Source organism: Chromatiales bacterium, from assembly GCA_014762505.1.
Classification (GTDB): domain Bacteria; phylum Pseudomonadota; class Gammaproteobacteria; order SpSt-1174; family SpSt-1174; genus SpSt-1174.
This window is the reverse complement of sequence record JABURS010000042.1, coordinates 75,308-97,341: the sequence shown is the minus strand read 5'-3', so window position 1 is coordinate 97,341 and position 22,034 is coordinate 75,308. Positions and strand designations below refer to the sequence as shown.

At 68.0% G+C, this 22,034-nt stretch carries 17 protein-coding genes and 1 tRNA gene; 14 read left to right on the top strand and 4 right to left on the bottom strand.

Features of this window, described 5'->3' with window-relative positions; translation table 11 throughout:
- The first annotated feature begins 10 nt into the window (after nt 1–10).
- The 7 genes from rplT to HUJ28_10830 all read left to right on the top strand — a co-directional run bounded on the left by rplT (nt 11) and on the right by HUJ28_10830 (nt 5,405).
- Nucleotides 11–370, top strand: a complete 360-nt coding sequence (gene rplT / locus HUJ28_10860; GenBank protein ID MBD3619964.1) for a 50S ribosomal protein L20 — start codon at nt 11–13, stop codon at nt 368–370.
- A 124-nt stretch (nt 371–494) separates the two neighbouring features.
- Nucleotides 495–1,514 carry a phenylalanine--tRNA ligase subunit alpha gene (pheS, locus tag HUJ28_10855; protein ID MBD3619963.1) on the top strand — a complete coding sequence of 340 codons (1,020 nt, stop codon included), beginning with the start codon at nt 495–497 and terminating at the stop codon, nt 1,512–1,514.
- A gap of 40 nt (nt 1,515–1,554) precedes the next feature.
- Nucleotides 1,555–3,930, top strand: a complete 2,376-nt coding sequence (gene pheT, locus HUJ28_10850) for a phenylalanine--tRNA ligase subunit beta (GenBank protein MBD3619962.1) — start codon at nt 1,555–1,557, stop codon at nt 3,928–3,930.
- 4 nt (nt 3,931–3,934) lie between these two features.
- Nucleotides 3,935–4,237 carry an integration host factor subunit alpha gene (ihfA, locus tag HUJ28_10845; protein MBD3619961.1) on the top strand — a complete coding sequence of 101 codons (303 nt, stop codon included), beginning with the start codon at nt 3,935–3,937 and terminating at the stop codon, nt 4,235–4,237.
- Nucleotides 4,215–4,571: a MerR family transcriptional regulator gene (locus tag HUJ28_10840; protein MBD3619960.1), complete on the top strand. Its 357-nt coding sequence runs from the start codon at nt 4,215–4,217 to the stop codon at nt 4,569–4,571. The genes ihfA and HUJ28_10840 overlap by 23 nt, the downstream gene beginning before the upstream one ends.
- Before the next feature lie 55 nt (nt 4,572–4,626).
- Nucleotides 4,627–4,703: transfer RNA gene (locus tag HUJ28_10835), tRNA-Pro, on the top strand.
- Between the two features lie 234 nt (nt 4,704–4,937).
- On the top strand, nt 4,938–5,405 hold the full coding sequence (locus tag HUJ28_10830; GenBank protein MBD3619959.1) for a DsrE family protein: 468 nt from the start codon (nt 4,938–4,940) through the stop codon (nt 5,403–5,405).
- Between the two features lie 9 nt (nt 5,406–5,414).
- On the opposite strand, the gene HUJ28_10825 is transcribed toward HUJ28_10830, so the two are convergent.
- Nucleotides 5,415–5,840, bottom strand: a complete 426-nt coding sequence (locus tag HUJ28_10825) for a rhodanese-like domain-containing protein (GenBank protein ID MBD3619958.1) — start codon at nt 5,838–5,840, stop codon at nt 5,415–5,417.
- A 108-nt stretch (nt 5,841–5,948) separates the two neighbouring features.
- On the opposite strand from HUJ28_10825, the gene HUJ28_10820 reads away from it, so the two are divergent.
- The 5 genes from HUJ28_10820 to lysS all read left to right on the top strand — a co-directional run bounded on the left by HUJ28_10820 (nt 5,949) and on the right by lysS (nt 13,500).
- On the top strand, nt 5,949–7,886 hold the full coding sequence (locus tag HUJ28_10820) for a diguanylate cyclase (GenBank protein MBD3619957.1): 1,938 nt from the start codon (nt 5,949–5,951) through the stop codon (nt 7,884–7,886).
- An 87-nt stretch (nt 7,887–7,973) separates the two neighbouring features.
- The gene (locus tag HUJ28_10815; GenBank protein MBD3619956.1) at nt 7,974–9,029 is read left to right on the top strand and encodes a hypothetical protein; all 1,056 of its coding nucleotides are present in this window, start codon (nt 7,974–7,976) and stop codon (nt 9,027–9,029) included.
- Nucleotides 9,026–10,771: a single-stranded-DNA-specific exonuclease RecJ gene (gene recJ, locus HUJ28_10810; protein MBD3619955.1), complete on the top strand. Its 1,746-nt coding sequence runs from the start codon at nt 9,026–9,028 to the stop codon at nt 10,769–10,771. Before HUJ28_10815 ends, recJ begins: the two co-directional genes overlap by 4 nt.
- Before the next feature lie 66 nt (nt 10,772–10,837).
- Nucleotides 10,838–11,933, top strand: a protein-coding gene (gene prfB, locus HUJ28_10805) for a peptide chain release factor 2 (GenBank protein MBD3619954.1) whose coding sequence is annotated in 2 segments (ribosomal slippage) — nt 10,838–10,909 and nt 10,911–11,933 — 1,095 coding nt in all. Because the reading frame shifts where the segments join, the coding sequence is not laid out codon by codon here.
- 55 nt (nt 11,934–11,988) lie between these two features.
- Nucleotides 11,989–13,500: a lysine--tRNA ligase gene (gene lysS, locus HUJ28_10800; protein ID MBD3619953.1), complete on the top strand. Its 1,512-nt coding sequence runs from the start codon at nt 11,989–11,991 to the stop codon at nt 13,498–13,500.
- A 215-nt stretch (nt 13,501–13,715) separates the two neighbouring features.
- Here the strand turns inward: lysS and HUJ28_10795 are convergent, their stop codons facing one another.
- Complete coding sequence (locus tag HUJ28_10795; protein ID MBD3619952.1) at nt 13,716–15,026, bottom strand: MFS transporter; 1,311 nt, start codon at nt 15,024–15,026, stop codon at nt 13,716–13,718.
- A 242-nt stretch (nt 15,027–15,268) separates the two neighbouring features.
- Between HUJ28_10795 and HUJ28_10790 the strand changes: the two genes are divergently transcribed.
- The gene (locus HUJ28_10790) at nt 15,269–15,748 is read left to right on the top strand and encodes an LEA type 2 family protein (protein ID MBD3619951.1); all 480 of its coding nucleotides are present in this window, start codon (nt 15,269–15,271) and stop codon (nt 15,746–15,748) included.
- A 189-nt stretch (nt 15,749–15,937) separates the two neighbouring features.
- Nucleotides 15,938–18,169, top strand: coding sequence for an NADP-dependent isocitrate dehydrogenase (locus HUJ28_10785; protein ID MBD3619950.1), 2,232 nt, complete (start codon nt 15,938–15,940; stop codon nt 18,167–18,169).
- Between the two features lie 275 nt (nt 18,170–18,444).
- Here the strand turns inward: HUJ28_10785 and glnD are convergent, their stop codons facing one another.
- Both glnD and map read right to left on the bottom strand, forming a co-directional pair.
- On the bottom strand, nt 18,445–21,108 hold the full coding sequence (gene glnD, locus HUJ28_10780) for a [protein-PII] uridylyltransferase (GenBank protein MBD3619949.1): 2,664 nt from the start codon (nt 21,106–21,108) through the stop codon (nt 18,445–18,447).
- Nucleotides 21,105–21,890, bottom strand: a complete 786-nt coding sequence (gene map, locus HUJ28_10775) for a type I methionyl aminopeptidase (protein ID MBD3619948.1) — start codon at nt 21,888–21,890, stop codon at nt 21,105–21,107. The genes glnD and map overlap by 4 nt, the downstream gene beginning before the upstream one ends.
- Nucleotides 21,891–22,034: the final 144 nt, after the last annotated feature.

Here is a 22,034-nt window from a genome sequence, read left to right as displayed (position 1 = left end):
GGGATGAGACATGCCACGAGTTAAGCGCGGTGTTACCGCCCACGCCCGTCACAAGAAGGTCCTGAAGAAGGCCAAGGGTTACTACGGCGCACGCAAGAACGTCTATCGCGTCGCCAAGCAGGCCGTTACCAAGGCCGGCCAGTACGCCTATCGTGACCGTCGTCAGAAAAAGCGCCAGTTCCGCGCCCTGTGGATCGTGCGCATCAATGCGGCCGCGCGGCAGTTCGATCTGTCCTACAGCCGCATGATCGACGGCCTGAACAAGGCCGGCGTCGAGATCGACCGCAAGGTCCTCGCCGACCTGGCGGTGCACGACATCACCGCCTTCGGTCAGATCGCCGAAAAGGCCAAGGCCGCCCTGGCGAACTGATCGAACCCCCGGCTGGCGGGCGCCTGCGCCCGTCGCACCGGGACCGGAAGATGCGAAGCGGGGGAAGGGCCATGGCCTTTCCCCCGTTTCGTTTTCAGACCCAGCTCATGACGGGGACATCCAGGTGCAAGATCTCACCCAGTTGATCGACGAAGCGAAGCGCGCGATTGCCGATGCGGCAGACCTCGCAGCGCTGGACCAGATCCGCGTGCAGTACCTCGGCAAGAAGGGGGTGCTCACCGAACAGTTGAAGGGCCTGGGTAAGCTCTCGGCCGAGGAACGGCCGCAGGCCGGGCAGGCCATCAACGACGCCAAGCAGGCGATCGCCGGGGCGCTGGAGTCGCGCAAGGGCGCGCTGGAGGGCGAGGCCCTCGACGCCCGCCTGGCCGGCGAGGCCGTGGACGTCACCCTGCCGGGGCGCGGTCAGCACACCGGCGGCCTGCACCCGGTGACGCAGACCCTGCGCCGCATCCAGTCGCTGTTCGCCCAGCTCGGCTTCGAGGTGGCGGAGGGCCCGGAGGTGGAGGACGACTACCACAACTTCGAGGCGCTCAACATCCCCTCGCACCACCCGGCCCGCGCCATGCACGACACCTTCTACTTCGGCGAGGGCACCGTGCTGCGCACCCACACCTCGCCGGTGCAGATCCGCGTCATGGAGAACGGCCAGCCGCCGCTGCGTGTGATCGCCCCGGGGCGCGTCTACCGCTGCGATTCCGATCTCACCCACAGCCCCATGTTCCACCAGGTGGAGGGGCTGCTGGTGGACGAGAACGTCACCTTCGCCGACCTCAAGGGCGTGCTGGGCCAGTTCCTCGCCGCCTTCTTCGAGCAGGACGACCTGGCCACGCGCTTCCGCCCCTCCTATTTCCCCTTCACCGAGCCCTCGGCCGAGGTCGACATCCAGTGCGTGATGTGTGGTGGGGAGGGCTGCCGCGTGTGCAGTCACACGGGCTGGCTGGAGGTGATGGGCTGCGGCATGGTCCACCCCGAGGTATTCCGCCACGTGGGCATCGACAACGAGGCCTACACCGGTTACGCCTTCGGCCTGGGCGTCGAGCGCCTGGCCATGCTGCGCTACGGCGTCAACGACCTGCGCCTGTTCTACGAGAACGATCTGCGCTTCCTCAAACAGTTCAACTGAGCCTGCCGCCGCGCGGGTGGACAAGCCTGGAGCCTAGTGCATGAAATTCAGCGATCAGTGGCTACGCAAGTGGGTGGATCACGGCCTGAGCCCGGAACAGCTGGGGCATCGTCTGACCATGGCGGGCCTGGAACTCGACGGCATCGAGCCGGCGGCGCCGGCCTTTTCCGGCGTGGTGGTGGGGCACGTGCTGGCGGTCGAGCCGCACCCGGATGCCGACAAGCTGCGCGTCTGTCAGGTCGAGGACGGCAGTGAGGAGACCGCCCAGGTCGTCTGCGGCGCGCCCAACGTCCATGTCGGCATGCGCGTGCCCTTCGCCCGCATCGGTGCGGTGCTGCCGGGCGACTTCAGGATCAAGAAGGCCAAGCTGCGTGGCGTGGCCTCCCAGGGCATGCTCTGCTCGGCGAAGGAGCTCGGGCTGGCCGAGGCCAGCGAGGGCCTGATGCCGCTGCCTTCGGATGCCCCCACCGGGGCCGACCTGCGCGACTACCTGGGGCTGGACGACGCCATCCTCGAGGTCGACCTCACGCCCAACCGGGCCGACTGCCTCAGTCTCGCCGGCATCGCCCGCGAGACCGCCCTGCTCACGGGCCGGCCCCTGCATGTGCCGGAGATCGACCCGGTGCCCGCGGCCCAGTCGGCCCGCCTGGCCATCGACATCCAGGCCCCGGCGGCCTGCCCGCGCTACGCCGGGCGCGTCATCCAGGGCGTGAACCCGCAGGCCGCCACCCCGCTGTGGCTGAAGGAGCGCCTGCGCCGCAGCGGCATCCGCAGCATCAGCCCGCTGGTGGACGTGACCAACTACGTGCTCATCGAGCTCGGCCAGCCCATGCACGCCTTCGACCTGGCGAAACTCGACGGCGGCATCGTCGTGCGCATGGCGCAGGCGGGAGAGGCGCTCACCCTGCTGGACGGCCAGACCGTGACCCTGGACCCGGACGTGCTGGTGATCGCCGATCAGCGGGCGGCGCAGGCCATGGCCGGCGTGATGGGCGGGGAGGGCAGCGCCGTCTCCGATGCCACCACCGACATCTTCCTCGAGAGCGCCTTCTTCGCCCCCGAGGCCATCGCCGGGCGGGCGCGCCGTCACGGCCTGCATACCGACTCCTCGCATCGCTTCGAGCGTGGCGTGGACCCCGCGCTGCAGGTGCGGGCCCTGGAGCGGGCCACGCAGCTCGTGCTCGACATCTGCGGCGGCAGGCCCGGTCCGGTCGTCGACATCGAGAGCGAGGCGGGGCAGGAGCGACAGGCCATCAGCCTGCGGGCCGCCCGCATCGAGCGCCTGCTGGGTGCGCAGATCGACGAGGAGGAGGTCGACGGCATCCTCGACCGCCTGGGCTGCCGCGTGCACCCCGTGGCCGGTGGCTGGCAGGTCACCCCGCCGAGCTTCCGCTTCGATCTCGCCATCGAGGCCGACCTCATCGAGGAGATCGCCCGCGTGCACGGCTACGACAACCTGCCGAGCCGCGCCCATCCCTATGCCCCGGCCATCCGCCCCGAACCCGAGGCCCGGGTGGCGGTGGACCGCCTGCGCGAACTGCTGGTCGATCGCGGCTACCAGGAGGCGATCACCTTCAGCTTCGTCGACCCGGCCATGGAGGCCCTGTTCGCCCCCGCGGCCGAGCCGCTCCGGCTGGCCAACCCCATTTCATCCGAGCTGGCGGTGATGCGCTCCACCCTCTGGGCGGGGCTGGTGAAGGCCGTGCAGCACAACCTCAACCGCCAGCAGGACCGCGTGCGCCTGTTCGAGACGGGGCTGAGCTTCGTCGGTCAGGGCGAGGCCCTGGTGCAGACCCCGCAGCTCGCCGGCATCCTCTGTGGCGACGTGCTGCCGGAGCAGTGGGGGGCGCCCGCCCGTCCGGCCGATTTCTTCGATCTCAAGGGCGACGTGGAGGCCCTGCTCGGGCTGGCACATCTTGGCGAGCGGGTCGAATACCGGGTCGAATCCCACCCCGCGCTGCACCCGGGGCAGTCCGCGCGCATCCATCTCGATGGCCGCCCCATCGGCTGGCTCGGGGCCCTGCACCCGGCCCTGGAAAAGACCCTGGACCTGGGGCGTCGCGCCTTTGTCTTTGAGATCGAATTGGAAGAAATAACAAAGGGTTGTGTAGCAAAGTTCGAGCCGCTTTCGAAGTTCCCGGCCATCCGCCGCGACATCGCCGTGCTGGTGGACGAGAGCGTGCAGGCCAGCCAGCTCGCGGCCGCCATCCGGGCCTGCGGCATCCCCGAGCTCAGAGAATTCCATGTATTTGATACATATACGGGGAAAGGCGTACCTACTGGTCGAAAAAGTCTCGCTTTAGGCTTGATTTTACAGGATTTATCGCGCACCCTTACCGATGACGAGGTCGAGAGCATCGTCAAGACGGTCGTCGCCCGCCTGGGTGACGACGTGGGGGCAGATCTAAGGGTATAGTTGAATGGCGTTGACCAAGGCCGATATGGCGGAAAAGCTGTTCGAGGAGCTGGGTCTCAACAAGCGCGAGGCAAAAGAGCTTGTCGAGATGTTCTTCGAAGAGGTCAGGATGGCGCTCTCCAACGGCGAACAGGTGAAGCTCTCGGGTTTCGGCAACTTCACGCTCAGAGACAAAAACCAGAGACCGGGCAGAAACCCCAAGACAGGCGAGGAGATTCCGATCAGCGCCCGTCGTGTGGTGACCTTCCGTCCGGGACAAAAACTCAAAGCTCGAGTCGAGGCATATGCTGGAAGCGGGGAACAATAACGAACTTCCTGCCATACCCGGTAAACGCTATTTCACCATCGGCGAAGTCAGCGAGCTCTGTGGGGTCAAGCCCCACGTGCTGCGTTACTGGGAGCAGGAGTTTCCGTCACTCAAGCCGGTGAAGCGTCGCGGCAACCGCCGCTATTACCAGCGCCACGACGTCCTGTTGATCCGCCAGATCCGCAGCCTGCTCTACGAGCAGGGCTACACCATCGGCGGCGCCCGCCAGAAGCTCGAGGGCGAGGAGGCGAAGGACGACGCCAACCAGAGCCAGCAGCTCATCAAGCAGATGCGCATCGAGCTCGAGGAGCTCCTCCAGCTGCTGAAGCGCTGAGCAACAGCCCCGGTCCTTTTCTTCAACCGCCGATTCGAGTATTCTTCCCAGCCTTCGGGGCGTAGCGCAGTCTGGTAGCGCACTTGCATGGGGTGCAAGGGGTCGCAGGTTCAAATCCTGCCGTCCCGACCAAATCCGAAGACAACAAGAAAGGCCTGCCGCATTGCGGTGGGCCTTTTTTGTTGCCCGTTGGACGGTTCCGGGTAAAGTCTATGCGCCACAGAGGCCACGGAGGTCGGTCTGCCGGTGATCGGGGTATCGAACCACCCCGTCGGCGCCGGCCTCGTCGCGCGTCTGCACATGCTTGCCGTATCCCGGTCCTCACCGTATCTTGGAGCCTTCACCCCCAAGCCGAGGACGGGAGACATGATGCTGCGATCCGTGCTGATGATGCTGTGCCTGCTGGCTGCCGGCCCGGTGCTGGCCGAGGTCTCGGTGGATGAGCTGCTGGCGCGGGATGACGCGCCCGAGGGCGTGGTGTTCGAGATCATCGGCAGCGAGGATGCCCTGCCGGACCTGCTCCCGCAGGTGCGCAAGGACATCGATGCCCTGCGCGCGCGCTGGCCGGGGCTGGAGATCGCCATCGTGAGCCACGGCAGCGAGCAGTTCGCGCTGATGCGCGGCGAGGCGGCGGTGTATAGCGGGATGCACCGGGAGGTGCAGCAGTTGGTGCGTGACGAGGACGTGCCGGTGCATGTCTGCGGCACCCATGCGGAATGGCGGGGGGTGACGGCGGAGCAGTTTCCGGAGTACGTCGACGTGGCCGCCGCCGGGCCCGCACAGATCAACGACTACCGTGCCCTGGGGTACGAGCTGGTGGTGGTCAGCGACTGAGCCGCGCCCCTAGCACTGTTCCCAGGGCAGGCCGTGAAAGCGCCAGCCGCCTGACGTGCTGCGGTGGTGCTGGGCGTCCAGTTCCCCCTCGAAACCCTCTTCCACGTAATACACCTCGCCGAAGCCGGCCCGGATCAGGGCCTCGCCGGCCTCGATGGAGCGCTTGCCGCTGCGGCAGATGAGTACGATGGGCGCGCAGCCCTCGCCGTGGCAGGCGATGCCCCCGAGTAGCAGCTTGCGCACCTCGGTGACGAAGTGCGGGTTCACGGTCCAGTCGGGCTCGTCGATCCAGGGGATGTGCACCGAGCCGACCGGGTGGCCGATGAACAGGTGTTCCATGTTGGAGCGGATGTCGATGAGCAGGGCGCGCGGGTTTTCCTGCACCAGCTGCCAGGCATGCCTGGGCGGGAGGCCCTTGGGAGAGACGTTGTCCATCTGGCGAGTATAGCGAAAGGCGGCTGTGCATCGCTCCGGTTTCCGTGCCGGACGGGGATTGGGTAAAGTAGCACGGACCTACACACATCGGTGGATACGGGAGTCCGGATGGCGGCCGACGAGAATGCCGAGCGCTGGCGCAAGAAATACCTCGACGTACTCGACGAGTACGAGCGCAAGGAGCACCAGTGGAAGGAGACGGAGACCTTCCTGCGCCAGGCGGTGTCGCGGGTCTCGCTGGCGGCCGATACCCAGGACGATACGCTCAACAAGGCCCTGGAGCGGTTGCGCAACACGGTGCGTTCGGGGGGCAAGCTCGACCGCCTGAAGCACGACCTCGAGGTCGTCTCCCTCGCCATCGTCGAGCTGGACAAGCAGCGCGGCGCAAAACCCGTACGGCCGTCGTCCTTCGAGACCCTCTCCACGCTGATCGACCACCTCGCCATACCCCGGGGCCTGCAGCGCCGGGCCCGTGCCGTGGACAAGCAGCTGGCCGGCTTCGAGCCGGATGCCGACCCGGCACCGGCGGTGGACCTGGTGCGTGATTTCCTGGCCGAGTGGCTGGACTGGGAGCGCGAACAGGCCTGTCCCGAGGGCGAGGCCCAGAAGAGCGGGATGTTCCGGCGCCTGTTCGGCGGCGGGGAGGCGCGCGAGGCCGCTGCCACCGAGCTGGCGGAACCGGTGGCGGCCAGGGCGGAGCTGGAGCCGCCCGTTGCCTACCTGGGTACCCGGCTGGCGGGCTGGCTGGCCCGGCTGGAGGTCGGCCCCGAGCGGGATACCGGCCGTCGACGCCTGATGACCCGCGCCCATCGCCTGGATTCCGAGGCCGCCGTCGATGCCCTGCTCAGCGAGCTCGGCGACTGGGTGACCATGCCGCCGCCTGCCGCGGAGTCCGGGCCGGCGTCCGGGGGCGAGGGCAAGGTGGCAGACGCGCCGGCCACCGCCGCCGAACCCGCTGCAGTGGCCGCCCCGGCCGCAAATGTGCCGTATTACGAGGTGCTGACCCAGCTCGTACAGCGCCTGGACTTCCCGGGTCTGCTGGCCGGGCCGGTGGAGCGCCTGATCGAGCAGCTGAGCGCCTGCCCGGGCGAAGACCAGCTGGCCCACTGGCTGCGCGAGGTGGCGGACCTGATCGCCCGGGCCCGCGCGGTGGTGCAGGAGGAGAAGCGCGAGTTCGAGGACTTTCTCGCCGAACTCACCGGTCGTCTCAAGGAGTTCGAGGACGAACTCGGCATCAGCGAATCGAACCGGCAACAGGCACGGACCGAGCGCAGCGAGCTGGATGCCGCCATGGCCGGCGAGGTGCGCGGGCTGCAGGATTCCATCCAGGGCGCCACCAGCCTGGAGACGCTGAAGACCAACATCCAGCAACGCCTGGATACGCTGGAGGTCCACCTGGAGGCCAAGCGACGGCTGGAGGCGCGGCGCACCGAACAGGCGCGCGACGAGATCCGCCAGCTGACGAGCCGCATGCAGGCCCTGGAGGAGGAGGCCGAGGTGTTGCGCGTGAACCTCGAGCAGCAGCGCGAGCAGGCCTACCAGGACGCACTGACCGAGCTGCCCAACCGCCTGGCCTGGGATCAGGCGATGACGGCCGAGTTTGCCCGCTTCCAGCGCTATGGCCGGCCACTGGCCCTGTGTCTCCTCGACATCGACCACTTCAAGCAGATCAACGACACCTATGGCCACAAGGCGGGCGACAAGCTGCTGCGCCTGGTGGCGCGCATCGCCGCCAGGGGCATCCGCGAGTCGGACATCCTGGCGCGCTACGGCGGCGAGGAGTTCGCCCTGCTCATGCCCGAGACGGACCTTGCGGGCGCGCACGTGGTGGCCGAGAAGCTGCGCGAGGCGGTGGCGCAGTGCGGGGCCCATTTCAACCAGCAACAGGTCGCGGTGACCATCTCCTACGGCCTGACGGCCTTCGTCGAGGGCGATACCCCGGATGCGGCCTTCGAGCGGGCCGACAAGGCCCTGTACCGGGCCAAGCGCGAGGGCCGAAACCGCGGTGTGGTGAGCAGTCTGGGCCACAGCGGCGGGACGGGCTGAGCTCCGGGTTGGGACTCGGGTTGGGCAAGGGCCGCCGATCGCCTAGAATACCCGACCGGGCCCTCGCGGCCGCCGCATCCATGCATCATGCCTAGATCGCCAAAACCCGAGATCACGCTACTCGTACCGGGCCTGTTCGAGCGCCTGTCCGAGTGGCAACGCGATTACCAGTACACCCTGCAAACCCCCTCGCTCGAACTGCTGGCCCGGCGTGGCGAGCACGACCACCTCGGCAGCGCGAGCTTCGAGGAGACGGCCTGCCGGCTGTTCGGCCTGGAGCGCAATTCCGATCGCGACCTGCCGATTGCCGCGCTGACCTATCCCCTGGACCATGACGGGCGCAGCCCCGAGGGCTTCTGCCTGCGCGCCGACCCCGTCTACCTGGAGGCGGGTATCCGCGAGCTGGTGCTGCAGCCGCCGGAGCAGCTGGCGCTGACTGCGGAGGAGGCGGCGTCCCTGGTGGAGACCCTCAATGGCCACTTTGCCGAGGACGGGCTGCGCTTCGAGGCCGCCACGCCCGACCGCTGGTACCTTCACCTGCCCGTCCGCGAGCTGCTGGCCACCTTCCCCCTGTCACATGCGGTGGGCAAGGACGTGCATCCGCTGCTGCCGCGCGGCAAGCGCACCGCCTACTGGCACGGCATGCTCAACGAGCTGCAGATGCTCCTGCACCAGTCGGGCGTGAACCGCGCGCGCGAGGCGCGCGGCGCCAGGCCGGTGAACAGCGTGTGGCTGTGGGGGGCGGGCGAGCCGCCGGGGCGCTGGCGCGCGGACTGGACCCACGTGTGGAGCGACGACTTCATCGTGCGTGGCCTGGCCCTGGCCACCGGTGCGGCCGACCGGCCGTCGCCGGCGGGCGCCGACGCGTGGCTGGCCGAGCTCAAGGGGGATCGCCACCTGCTGGTGATCGAGCCGCTGTTCGCGCCGGCGGCCATGGACGACTTCGAGGCCTGGCAGGGCGCGCTGGCGCAGCTGGAGAGCGACTGGTTCGCGCCCCTGCTAAAGGCCCTGCGACGCGGACGGATTCGTCGCCTGGCGGTGGTCGGCTCCGAGGGCTGCCGGCTCGCGGCCGACCGCCGCCAGCTCGGGCGTTTCTGGCGCCGCCGCCGCGACCTGGTCGACCTCTGCCGGACGGCGGCATGAGCGTCACCCGCGTCATCCGTCGCCGTGAGGTCCGCGCCGCGCTGCCGGACCTGCCGGGGCTGCATCCCGTGCTGGCCCGGGTGCTGGCGGCGCGCCAGGTCCGCGCCGCCGACGAGCTCGACTACTCGCTCGGCCGCCTGCACCCCTTCGAGGCCCTGGGCCAGATCGAGGAGGCCGCGGACCTGATCGCCGCGCACGTGGAGGAGGGGCGGCGCATCGTCATCGTCGGCGATTTCGACGCCGACGGGGCCACCAGCTCGACGCTGGCGATGCGCGCGCTCAACGCCATGGGCGCGCAGGCGGTGAGCTACCTGGTGCCCAACCGCTTCGACTACGGCTACGGGCTCACGCCGGAGATCGTGGCGGTGGCCGCCCAGCGCGAACCGGACCTGCTCATCACCGTGGACAACGGCGTCTCGAGCATCGAGGGCGTGCGCGCCGCGAATGCCGCCGGCATCACCGTGGTGGTCACCGATCATCACCTGCCCGGGCGCGAGCTGCCCGAGGCCGCGGCCATCGTGAATCCCAACCTCCGCGGCGATCCCTTCCCGAGCAAGGCCATCGCCGGGGTGGGCGTGATCTTCTACGTGATGCTGGCCGTGCGCGCGCGCCTGCGCCAGAGCGGCTGGTTCGAGCGCCGCTCGCTGGCAGAGCCCAACATGGCTGGGCTGCTGGACCTGGTGGCGCTCGGCACGGTGGCCGACGTGGTGCCGCTGGATCACGTCAACCGCCTGTTCGTGGAGCAGGGCCTGCGCCGGATCCGCGCCGGCAAGTGCGTGCCGGGCATACGCGCCCTGCTGCGCGTGGCCGGTCGCAACCCCGAGCGGCTGGTGGCCAGCGACCTCGGCTTCGTGGTCGGGCCACGCCTCAATGCCGCCGGCCGGCTGGAGGACATGTCCATCGGCATCGAGTGCCTGCTCACGGACGACGAGACCCGCGCCGAGCAGCTCGCCACCGAGCTCGATCGCATGAACCGCGAGCGTCGTGCCATCGAGTCCGAGATGCGGGACCAGGCCCTGGCCGCACTCGGCGAGGTACACCTGGACGCAGAAACGATGCCCATGGGCCTGGCCCTGTTCGAGGAGGAGTGGCACCAGGGCGTGATCGGCATCCTCGCCTCGCGCATCAAGGAGCAGTTCCACCGCCCGGTGATCGCCTTCGCCCCGGAAAACGCCGGCAGCGCGCAGATCAAGGGCTCGGCGCGTTCCATCCCCGGCCTGCACATCCGCGACGCGCTGGATATCGTCGCCACGCGCCACCCGGGGCTCATCACCAAGTTCGGCGGCCATGCGATGGCGGCCGGCATGAGCCTGCCGCGTGCGCACCTCGAGCGCTTCCGCGAGGCCTTCGACGAGGTCGTGCGCGAGGTGCTGAGCGAGGACGACCTCAAGGGCGTGATCCACAGCGACGGCGAACTGGCCGCCGCCGACCTCACCCTGGAACTGGCCGAGGCCCTGCGCGGCGCCGGGCCCTGGGGGCAGGGCTTTCCGGAACCGGTGTTCGACGGCATCTTCCGGCTCGATGAACGGCGCGTGGTGGGCGAGCGTCACCTCAAGGTGCGCGTGGCGCCGCTGGATGGCGGCGCGGGCCTGGACGGCATCGCCTTCAACGCCGATTTCGCCGCCTGGCCCGAGGCCGGCCAGCCGGTGCGCCTGGCCTACCGGCTGGACGTGAACGAGTTCCGCGGCGAGCGCAATGCCCAGCTGGTGATCGAGCACGCCGAACCGCCGCCGTCGCGGTGATATTCGGCGCTGTGTGCGGTATCATTGCGCCTTTTTTCGGCAACCGAAAACCCCGACGGACAGTCCATGGAACTCAACCCGATCTACACCCGGATCAAAGACCTGCAGGCGCGTGTCGACGCGCTGAGGGGGTATCTTTGACTTCGATACCAAGCGCGAACGCCTGGAAGAAGTCTCCCGCGAACTAGAAGACCCGGGCATCTGGAACAATCCCGAGAAGGCCCAGGAGCTGGGGCGTGAACGCGCGCGCCTGGACGAGATCGTCTCCACCATCGTGGAGATGGACGCCGGGCTGACCGACGCGCACGACCTGCTGGAAATGGCCGAGGCCGAGGATGACGCCGATACCGTGGAAGCGGTGCGGGCCGATCTCGACGGCTTCGAGCAGCGCGTGGCCGAGCTCGAGTTCCGGCGCATGTTCGCCGGCGAGATGGACGAGGCCAACGCCTTCCTCGACATCCAGGCCGGCTCCGGCGGCACCGAGGCCCAGGACTGGGCGGAGATGCTGTTGCGCATGTACCTGCGCTGGGGTGAGCGCCGCGGCTTCAAGACCGAGCTGATCGAGGTCTCGCCGGGCGATGTGGCCGGTATCAAGAGCGCCACGGTGAAGTTCGAGGGGCCCTATGCCTTCGGCTGGCTGCGTACCGAGACGGGCGTGCACCGCCTGGTGCGCAAGTCGCCCTTCGATTCGGGCAACCGCCGCCACACCTCCTTCTCGGCCGTGTTCGTCTCGCCCGAGGTGGACGACGACATCGACATCGAGATCAACCCCGCCGACCTGCGTATCGACGTGTACCGTGCCAGCGGCGCGGGTGGCCAGCACGTCAACCGCACCGAATCCGCCGTGCGCATCACGCACCTGCCCTCGGGCATCGTGACCCAGTGCCAGACCGACCGGTCGCAGCACAAGAACAAGGACACGGCGATGAAGCAGCTCAAGGCCAAGCTCTACGAGATGGAGATGCAGAAGCGCAACGCCGAGGCCCAGGCGCTGGAAGACAGCAAGTCCGACATCGGCTGGGGCAGCCAGATCCGCTCCTACGTGCTCGACCAGTCGCGCATCAAGGACCTGCGCACCGGCGTGGAAGTCGGCAACACGCAGGCCGTGCTGGACGGCGATCTCGACGACTTCATCGAGGCCAGTCTCAAGCAGGGGCTGTGACGGCCCCTCGCGTGCCCGTGATGACAGGGGCACGATCAATCAGATGAGTGACACAATGAACGACAAGACCCAGAGCAGGCACGAGGAACAGGACGAACACAAGCTCATCGCGCAGCGGCGCGAGAAGCTGGCGAAACTGCGCGAGGAGGGCATCGCCTTCCCGAACGACTTCCGCCGCAACGTCATGGCCGGCGAGCTGCACGCCGAATACCAGAACCACGACAACGCGGCGCTGGAGGCCAACCCGGTGCGCGTGTCCGTGGCCGGTCGCATGATGCTCAAGCGCGTGATGGGCAAGCTCAGCTTCGCGCACATCGTGGACATGTCGGGCAGCATCCAGCTCTGGGTGGAACGCGACGCCCTGCCTGAGGGCATGTACCAGACCTTCAAGAGCTGGGATCTCGGCGACATCATCGGCGCCGAGGGCACCCTGATCCGCACGCAGAAGGGCGAGCTGTCGGTGAAGGTCGAGAGCCTGCGCCTGCTCACCAAGGCGCTGCGCCCGCTGCCCGACAAGTTCAAGGGGCTGTCGGATACCGAGCAGCGCTATCGCCAGCGCTATCTCGACCTCATCATGAACGAGCCGTCGCGCGAGACCTTCCGCATGCGCACGAAGATCGTGCGCTACATCCGCAACTACCTCGACGACAAGGGCTTCCTCGAGGTCGAGACGCCGATGATGCAGTCCATCCCGGGCGGCGCCACGGCGCGACCCTTCACCACCCACCACAATGCGCTGGACATGCAGCTGTTCCTGCGCATCGCGCCCGAGCTCTATCTCAAGCGCCTGGTGGTCGGCGGCTTCGAGCGCGTCTACGAGATCAACCGCAACTTCCGCAACGAGGGGCTGTCCACCCGCCACAACCCCGAGTTCACCATGCTGGAGTTCTACGAGGCCTACGCCAACTACCACGACCTGATGGACCTGACCGAGGACCTGCTGCGAGGTCTCGCTCGCGACGTGCTCGGCAGGACGACGATCGAGTACCAGGGCGAGACCTATGACTTCGGCAAGCCCTTCGACCGCATGACCGTGAAGGAATCGATCCTGCACTTCAACCCGGACATCACCGAGGCGCAGATCGACGACCTGGATGCCGCCTGCAGGATCGCCGAGGGTCTGGAGATTCCGCTGAAGAAGGGCTGGGGTCTGGGCAAGGTGCAGATCGAGATCTTCGAGAAGACCGTGGAGCATCGCCTGAAGCACCCGACCTTCATCACCGCCTACCCGACCGAGGTGTCGCCGCTGGCGCGCCGCAACGACGACGACCCCTTCGTCACCGACCGTTTCGAGTTCTTCGTCGGCGGCCGCGAGATCGCCAACGGCTTCTCCGAGCTCAACGACGACGAGGACCAGGCCGAACGCTTCCGCAAGCAGGTGGCCGAGAAGGAGGCGGGCGACGAAGAGGCCATGCACTTCGACGCCGACTACGTGCGCGCCCTCGAACACGGCATGCCGCCCACCGCCGGCGAGGGCATCGGCATCGACCGCCTGGTGATGCTGTTCACCGACGCCCCCTCCATCCGCGACGTGCTGCTGTTCCCGCACATGCGGCCGGAGGTTTGAAGTTGCAAGTCGCGAGTTAGTCGGAAGATAGGGCGGGCCGCGCCCGCCATCGCGTCCATACCACTAAAGCCTCACTACAGCTGTTCGTAGTCCGTTGTAAAACCGCTGTCTGAACCTTTCGTAGGAGCGCTGCGAGGCGCGATCAGCGGTGGTGCTTTGCCCCGCGCATGGGTATCGCGGCTTGCACCGCTCCTACGCAACCCGCGACTCGCGATTTATCCCGAGACTTCCACCAGGTTCATCGCATACACCGTCGCCACGAACGACGCCAGCGCCAGTGCCAGGATCACGGCCGCCGTGCCCAGCACGTCGCCGAGCACGCCGATGAGCCCCGCGGCCAGCATGGCCACGCCGATCACGGTGTTGCTCACGGCCACCATCGCCGCGCGGGTCTCCTGGGTGGCCATGTCCACCAGGTACACCTTGCGGCCCAGGCGCACGCCGCTGTGGGCCACGGTCAGCAGCAGAAAGATGGCCGCGTGCACCAGGCCGTGGCCGAGGAGGGGGGAGTCCAGCCAGGCCAGCGCGGCCGTGGCCATGCCGAGCAGGCCGGCCATGGCGGAGGCCAGCGCCATCACCCGGCGGCTGGAGCGGTCGCCCATGCGGCCCCAGACCGGGGCGCTGATGCTGCCGGCGATGCCACCGGCGATCACCAGCATCCCCAGGTCCGCCAGGCCGCCGGTGTGCTGCTGGGCCAGCAGCACGTAGAAGGGCGGGGCCAGGGCCACGGAGAGCAGCAGGGTGCGGGCGATCACGAAGTGGCGGAACTCCGCGTCCGTCTTCAGCAGGGCGAGGTTTTTCAACGCCTCCGCCAGGGCGTTGCCGCCGCCCTCGGTGGCCCCCGGCTGCTCGCGGATCAGGATATAGGCCGCGATCGCCGGTACCCACAGCAGGGCGGCCAGCAGGATCAGCCCCGCGATCAGCGCCGGGCCCAGGTCCGCATCGCGCAACAGCGTGAGCGCCACGCCCACGCCCAGGGTCGCGAGGCCCGCCGTACCCGTGGCCAGCCCCATCAGGTTGCCGCGCCGGCTCTTGGACACCGTCTTGCCCAGCACGTCCTTGGCTGACACCGAGCAGATCCCCCGCGCCAGGCTGAACACCACCAGTGCGCCGATGATCGCCCAGCCCGCCGCCGCCCCATCCAGCGAGAGCGCCGTCAGCCCCATCGCCACCAGCGCCAGAGCCGAGAGCCCCGCGCCCAGCACCCACACCCACTTGCGCACCGCCACGTGGCGGATATAGGCCGCCACCACCAGCTGCGGCAGCAGCACGCCCGCCTCGCGGATCGGCACCAGAAAGCCCGTAAACGCCGCCGGCACCCCCAGCACGCCCAAGAGCCACGGCAGCACCAGCTTCGCGCTCGCGATCTCGTCCGCGATCTTGTTCAGCACGTTGGCCGTGAGATAGGCAAAGAAATTGCGCGGCTGATCGTTGCAGGCCGCATCGGGGATGTCCTTGCAGACGCGCGAATCCTCATCGCCCGTCACCAGGTCGTACAGGCTCTCGATCTTGCTCTTGTGATACATGCCCGGCTCCGTGATTTTTGGAGGGCATTGTACCGGGATGGGGTGGTGGTGGCGCGGGTTGCCCGTCATCTGCCGGTGGCGGTGGTGCGCGCGATGGTGATCGCGACCGGCGCGGTGATGACGAGGCTATTCTCTCTTCAGCAGGCGGCGCAGTGACGGACGTCGTGTTAATTCACCGCAACCTGGCTTACTGTGCAGCCTGAGCGTTCGACGATTCATTCCTCTCGTGGGGGTCTGTACCAATGCCTGCCAGATCGTTCTTTCCTGTCCTGCTGTTGCTCGTCCTCGTGTCCCTGTCCGGTTGTGCCTATCTGCCGTCCGGCACCGAGCCGCCGCGCGTGCACCTGGTGGGCCTGCAGCTCACGCAGGTGGATGTGTTCGAGCAGCGTTACCGGCTCAGGCTGCGTATCCAGAATCCCAACGACTTCGCGCTGAACATCCGCGGCCTGGATTTCCGGGTGGACGTGAACGGCGAGCGCTTTGCCGAGGGGGTCTCCAGTCAGGCCCTGGAGGTGCCGGGTTTTGGCGAGGCGGTGACGGAGGTGGAGGTGTCGTCCAGCCTCTGGTCGCTGGCCCGGCAGCTGCGCGACCGGAGCACGGCGCCGGAGGGCATTGCCTACCGCCTGCATGGAAGGGTGTCGCTGGAGGACGTGGCGGTGCCGGTGGGCTTCGAATCCACCGGGGAGTTCGGGTTCGGCGAGCCGGGGCGACGTGAGGAGTGAGCGGATAGGCGTCAGGTGTAGGAGCGCCGTTTATGCCCTCTGGGTGCGAGGCGCGATCAGGGGTGGTGGCTTTGTCCGGCATGGGCATCGCGCTGGCGGGCATGGCCCGCCCTGTGGCCGCCGAATGGCGGCTATCCTTTGGTATAATGCCGGGCCCGTCCATTCACCTCTTTCCCAGGGATATGTTCGATGTCTGAATCCAGGATCATCTACACCGAGACCGACGAGGCGCCGATGCTGGCGACCTATTCCTTCCTGCCCATCGTGCGGGCCTTCACCGGCGCGGCCGGGGTCGAGGTGGAGGTGCGGGACATCTCGCTGGCGGGCCGTATCCTTGCGAACTTCCCGGAGAGGCTGACCGAAGAACAGCGCATCGGCGATGCCCTGGCCGAGCTGGGCGAGCTGGCGAAGACGCCCGAGGCGAACATCATCAAGCTGCCGAACATCAGCGCCTCGATCCCGCAGCTCACCGCCGCGATCAGGGAGCTGCAGGGGCAGGGCTACGACATCCCGGACTACCCGGCCGAGCCGAAGGACGACGCGGAGCAGGCCATCAAGGCCCGCTATGCGAAGGTGCTGGGCAGTGCGGTGAACCCGGTGCTGCGCGAGGGCAACTCGGACCGGCGTGTGGCCGCCGCGGTGAAGGCCTACGCGCAGAAGCATCCGCATTCCATGGGCGCCTGGAGCGCGGATTCGAAGTCGCACGTGGCCTCCATGAGCGAGGGCGATTTCTACGGCAGCGAGCAGTCCGTGGTGATCGAGGCCGATGGCGCGGTGAAGATCGAGCTGGTGACCGACGACGGCCAGACCCGGGTGCTGAAGGAGAAGACCCCGGTGCTGGCGGGCGAGGTGATCGATGCCGCCGTGATGAGCGCGAGTGCGCTGCGCCGCTTCTTCGAGCAGGCCACCGAGGCGGCGAAGGCCGAGGGCGTGCTGCTGTCGCTGCACCTGAAGGCCACCATGATGAAGGTCTCCGACCCGATCATGTTCGGCCACGCAGTGGACGTGTATTACCGCGAGGTGTTCGACAGGCACGCCGATACCTTCAGGCAGCTGGGCGTGAACACCCGCAACGGCCTGGGCGACGTGTACGCCAAGATCGGCGCGCTGCCGGACGACCAGCGCCAGGCCATCGAGGCCGACATCCAGGCCGTGTACGCAAAGCGCCCGGCGCTCGCCATGGTGAATTCCGACAAGGGCATCACCAACCTGCACGTGCCGAGCGACGTGATCATCGACGCCTCCATGCCGGCGGCCATCCGCTCCTCCGGCAGGATGTGGGGCCCGGACGGCCAGCTGCACGACACCAAGGCCATGATCCCGGACCGCTGCTACGCCGGCGTCTACCAGGCCACCATCGACTTCTGCAAGGAACACGGCGCCTTCGACCCGGCCACCATGGGCAGCACCAGCAACGTCGGCCTGATGGCGCAGAAGGCCGAGGAATACGGCTCGCACGACAAGACCTTCGAGATCCCGGCGAAGGGCACGGTGCGCGTGACGGACGCGGCCGGCAACCTGCTGATGGAGCACGAGGTCGAGCCGGGCGACATCTGGCGCATGTGCCAGACCAAGGACCTGCCGATCCGCGACTGGGTGAAGCTCGCCGTGACCCGCGCGCGCCTCACCGGCCAGCCGGCCATCTTCTGGCTGGACCCCGACCGCGCCCACGACGCGAACCTGATCAGGAAGGTCGAGACCTATCTCCAGGACCACGACACCAGCGGCCTGGAGATCAGGATCATGTCGCCGGTGGAGGCCACGCGCTACTCGCTGGCGCGCATGAAAGCGGGCCAGGACACCATCTCGGTGACCGGCAACGTGCTGCGCGACTACCTCACCGACCTGTTCCCGATCCTGGAGCTCGGCACCAGCGCCAAGATGCTCTCCATCGTGCCGCTGCTGGCTGGCGGCGGCCTGTACGAGACCGGCGCGGGCGGCTCCGCGCCCAAGCACGTGCAACAGCTGGTGGAGGAAAACCACCTGCGCTGGGACTCGCTGGGCGAGTTCCTGGCGCTGGCCGTCTCGCTCGAGGACTTCGCGCGCAAGGGCGGCAACGCCCGGCTGGCCGTCATCGCCAAGGCCCTGGATGCGGCCAACAGCGCCTTCCTGGACAACGACAAGTCTCCCTCGCGCAAGGTCGGCGAACTCGACACCCGTGGCAGCCACTTCTACCTGGCGCTGTACTGGGCGCAGGCCCTGGCCGCGCAGGACGAGGACGCCGGGCTCAAGGCCGTGTTCGAGCCGGTGGCCCGGGCGCTGGCGGAGAACGAGGCGAAGATCGTCGGGGAGCTCAATGCCGTGCAGGGCAGGCCGGTGGATCTCGGTGGTTACTACCACCCGGACGCCGCCAAGACCACCGCCGTGATGCGCCCGAGTGCGACCCTGAACGCGATCATCGACGGGCTGGCCGCGCGCTGAGGCGATCGCGTCTCATCGAAGAAGCAGAAAAGGCCCCGGTTGGGGCCTTTTTGCGTTTTGGGTTTGTAGGAGCGGTGCGAGCCACGATGGGGTTCGGTCCCGCCGTTCCGCATGGGCATCGCGGCTTGCACCGCTCCTACAGGTAAACCGCGGGTTTGGTAGGAGCGCCGCAAGGCGCGATCGGTATCGGTATGGCTCAGAGGTTGGGGGCGTGATGGCGGGGATGGCCCGCCCTATGGGCTGCCATAGGAATCACATCCTTCGACTCGCGACTTTCACCCCAGCTCCGCCTCGATGGCCTCGCGTACGCGTTGCTGGCGTTCGGCGGAGAGGATGGGGCGGTGCTGCATGTCGGTGACGTAGAAGACGTCGTCGGCAGTCTCGCTGACGGTGGCGATGCGGGCGCCCTGGACCTTGATGCCGCTGTCGATGAGGGCGCGGCTGACGCGGGCGAGCAGGCCGGGGCGGTCGGCAGTGGAGAGTTCCATGATGGTCCAGCGTTCGTCCGGGTCCTGGTGGAAGTCGATCCGGGTGGGCACGTCGAAGTGCTTGAGCTTGCGCGGCATGCGCCGGGGCTGCACGGGCGGCAGCTGCTGCGGGGTGGCCAGCAGCTCGTTGAGCACGGTCTCGATCTCCTGCAGGCGGTAGCCGTTGGTGATGGGCTTGCCGTCGGCCTCGAGCACCAGGAAGGTGTAGAGCGAGCAGCCGCTGTGGGTGAGGTTGAAGCGGGCGTCGACGATGTTGAGCCCGAGCTGGTCCAGTGCGGCGGTGGTGAGGGCGAAGAGCTGTGGGTAGTCCTTGCTGAAGAGGAAGATCTCGGTGCTGCCGAGTTCCTCGATCTGGCGCAGCACCACGCGGGGCCGGTCGGTCTGGCCGGTCTCGGCGATGGCCTGGGTGTGCCAGGCGACCTCGGCGCCGGTGTGGCGCAGGAAGTAGTCCTCGTCGAGGTCGTTCCAGATGGCCTCGATGCGGGCGGTCTCCAGTCCGGCCCCGGCCAGCAGCCCGGCGGCCTCGTGGCGCACCTCGTCCACCAGCTCGGTGCGCTCGATGGGCTTGTCCAGGCCGCGGCCGAGCACGCGCACGGTGGAGTGGTAGAGCTCGGTGAGCAGGGAGTCCTTCCAGGAGTTCCACAGCTCGGGGTTGGTGCCGCGCATGTCCGAGACCGTTAGCAGGAGCAGGTAGTCCAGGCGCGTCTTGTTGCCCACCAGGGTGGCGAACTCGTGGATGACCTCGGGGCTGCTGATGTCCTTGCGCTGGGCGGTCATGGACATGACCAGGTGGTTGCGCACCAGCCAGCTGACGAGCTCGGCGTCCTGCTCGCCCAGGCCGTGGCGCCGGCAGAAGGCGTAGGCGTCCGCCGCGCCGAGCTCGGAGTGGTCGCCGCCGCGGCCCTTGGCGATGTCGTGGAACAGGCCGGCCAGGTAGAGCAGCTCGGGCTTGGGCAGGGTGGCGAAGATCCCGCTGGCCAGGGGCAGCTCGCCGGAGTGCTCGGGCACGCTCAGGCGGCGGATGTTGCGCAGCACCATGAGTGTGTGTTCGTCCACCGTGTAGGCGTGGTACAGGTCGTACTGCATGCGCCCGACGATGTTCTCGAAGATCGGCAGGTAGGCGGCGAGCACGCCGTAGCGGTTCATGCGCCGCAGCTGTCGGGTGATGCCGCTGCCCTGGCGCAGGATCTCCATGAACAGGCTGCGGCAGACGAGGTTGTCGCGAAAGCTGTCGTCGATCAGGTGCAGGTGGCTACGGATCAGGCGGATGGTGGAGGCGCGCACGCCCTTGAGCTCGGGGTGCTGCTGCAGGACGAGGAACACCTCCAGCAGGGCGGGCGGGTAGCGCAGGAAGATCTGGTTGTCGCGTGCCTCGAGAAAGCCGCGCCGCGACTGGAAGCGACGGGTGAGGATGACCGCCTCGCCGCTCTCCTCGGCCAGCAGGATGGTCTCCTGGAAGTACTGCAGCAGGATCTCGTTCAGTCGCTCGAGCTCCATCACCGTGCGGTAGTAGCGCTGCATGAACTGCTCCACGGCGAGGTTCTGGTTCTGGTCCGTGTAGCCGAAGCGGCGGGCGAGCTCGCGCTGGTAGTCGAACAGCAGGCGGTCCTCCTTGCGCCCGGCCAGCTGGTGCAGGCTGAAGCGCACCTCCCAGAGGAAGTCCTGGCCGTCGATCAGCGCCTGGTACTCGGTCTCGTTGAGGAAGCGGTGCTGCACCAGCTCGTGCAGGGCGCCGGTGCCGAAGTGGCGGCGTGTGACCCAGCCGATCATCTGGATGTCGCGCAGGCCCCCGGGGCTCTCCTTGAGGTTGGGTTCCACCTTGTAGGCGGTGTCGCCGTACTTGCGGTGGCGGTCCACCTGCTCGTCGAGCTTGGCCTGGAAGTAGGCGGGGCTGGGCCAGATGCGGTCAGGGCCGATGTCGTTCACCAGGCGCTGGTAGAGGCGGCGGCTGCCGGCCAGGGGGCGCGACTCGATGAGGTTGGTCATCACCGTGATGTCGGCGGCCGCCTCGGTCACGCATTCGTCCAGGGTGCGCACGCTGTGGCCCACGTGCAGGCCGATGTCCCAGAGGAAGGTGACGAAGGCGCTCAGGCGTTCCTCCTCTTCCGCGGCGGGGGGCGCGTTGAGCAGCAGCAGGAGGTCGATGTCGGAGCCCGGGTGCAGCTCGCCGCGACCGTAGCCGCCCACGGCCACCAGCGCGGCGTCGTCGGGGGCGATGCCGAAGCGGTCCCAGGCCTGGATCAGCAGGCGGTCGATGGCCGCGGCGCGGCCGGTGACGAGCTCGACCACCGGCACGCCGGCGTCGCGGGCCTCGAACAGCCGGGCCTCCAGGGCCTTGATGCGCGAGTGGAATTCCTGCACCGAGGGCCGGGCCGCGGGGGGTGTGGCCGGGGCCTCGCCCGGGGCGATGACGGATTCGAGAAAACCCGGCAGCGGGATGGCGGGATTCATGCCGTGGCGCGGGCCTCGTCGCGCTCCTCGTTGCGCAGGGTCAGCACCTCGTGGCCGTCCGCGGTGACGAGGATGGTGTGCTCCCACTGGGCCGACAGGCTGTGGTCCTTGGTGACCACGGTCCAGCCGTCGGGCAGCAGCTTGGTGTGGCGCTTGCCGGCGTTGACCATGGGCTCGATGGTGAAGGTCATGCCGGGCTCGAGCACCATGCCGGTGCCGGGCCTGCCGTAGTGCAGGACCTGGGGCTCCTCGTGGAACTCGCGGCCGATGCCGTGGCCGCAGTACTCGCGCACGATGGCGGCATGCTGGCCCTCGGCATAGGTCTGGATGGCGTGGCCGATGTCGCCCAGGCGCACGCCGGGCTTCACCATGTCGATGCCGATCCACAGCGACTTGTGGGCGATCTCGACGATGCGCCGGCCCTGCACCGTGGGCTTGCCGACGAAGAACATCTTGCTGGTGTCGCCGTGGTAGCCGTCCTTGATGACGGTGACATCGATGTTGACGATGTCGCCGTTCTTCAAGGTCTTGTTGCCCGGGATGCCGTGGCAGATCACGTGGTTGACCGAGGTGCAGATGGACTTCGGGAAGCCGCGGTAGTTGAGCGGGGCGGGGATGGCCTGCTGTTCGTTGACGATGTAGTCGTGGCAGATGCGGTCCAGCTCGTCGGTGGTGATGCCGGGCTGCACGTGCGGGCCGATCATCTCCAGCACCTCGGCGGCCAGGCGGCCGGCGACGCGCATCTTCTCGATTTCTTCCGGGGTCTTGATGGTCGCGGACATGGGTCGGTAAATCCGTGCTCTCAGTAGGGGCTTCGGCGCGGGCGCGCCCGTAGCCGCATAGAGTGGCAGGGGGCGGGGAAAAGGTCAAAAAAACACGCCCAAGCTGTTGTCTATGCGGGATTTGTGGTATAAAGCGCCCGCGCT

What these genes read in the sequence shown, in the direction of transcription:
- rplT (MBD3619964.1), top strand. Translation starts at nt 11, where the DNA reads ATGCCACGAGTTAAGCGCGGTGTTACCGCCCACGCCCGTCACAAGAAG.
- pheT (MBD3619962.1), top strand. Translation starts at nt 1,555, where the DNA reads ATGAAATTCAGCGATCAGTGGCTACGCAAGTGGGTGGATCACGGCCTG.
- ihfA (MBD3619961.1), top strand. Translation starts at nt 3,935, where the DNA reads ATGGCGTTGACCAAGGCCGATATGGCGGAAAAGCTGTTCGAGGAGCTG.
- HUJ28_10840 (MBD3619960.1), top strand. Translation starts at nt 4,215, where the DNA reads ATGCTGGAAGCGGGGAACAATAACGAACTTCCTGCCATACCCGGTAAA.
- HUJ28_10830 (MBD3619959.1), top strand. Translation starts at nt 4,938, where the DNA reads ATGATGCTGCGATCCGTGCTGATGATGCTGTGCCTGCTGGCTGCCGGC.
- HUJ28_10825 (MBD3619958.1), bottom strand. Translation starts at nt 5,840, where the DNA reads ATGGACAACGTCTCTCCCAAGGGCCTCCCGCCCAGGCATGCCTGGCAG.
- HUJ28_10820 (MBD3619957.1), top strand. Translation starts at nt 5,949, where the DNA reads ATGGCGGCCGACGAGAATGCCGAGCGCTGGCGCAAGAAATACCTCGAC.
- HUJ28_10815 (MBD3619956.1), top strand. Translation starts at nt 7,974, where the DNA reads ATGCCTAGATCGCCAAAACCCGAGATCACGCTACTCGTACCGGGCCTG.
- recJ (MBD3619955.1), top strand. Translation starts at nt 9,026, where the DNA reads ATGAGCGTCACCCGCGTCATCCGTCGCCGTGAGGTCCGCGCCGCGCTG.
- lysS (MBD3619953.1), top strand. Translation starts at nt 11,989, where the DNA reads ATGAACGACAAGACCCAGAGCAGGCACGAGGAACAGGACGAACACAAG.
- HUJ28_10795 (MBD3619952.1), bottom strand. Translation starts at nt 15,026, where the DNA reads ATGTATCACAAGAGCAAGATCGAGAGCCTGTACGACCTGGTGACGGGC.
- HUJ28_10790 (MBD3619951.1), top strand. Translation starts at nt 15,269, where the DNA reads ATGCCTGCCAGATCGTTCTTTCCTGTCCTGCTGTTGCTCGTCCTCGTG.
- HUJ28_10785 (MBD3619950.1), top strand. Translation starts at nt 15,938, where the DNA reads ATGTCTGAATCCAGGATCATCTACACCGAGACCGACGAGGCGCCGATG.
- glnD (MBD3619949.1), bottom strand. Translation starts at nt 21,108, where the DNA reads ATGAATCCCGCCATCCCGCTGCCGGGTTTTCTCGAATCCGTCATCGCC.
- map (MBD3619948.1), bottom strand. Translation starts at nt 21,890, where the DNA reads ATGTCCGCGACCATCAAGACCCCGGAAGAAATCGAGAAGATGCGCGTC.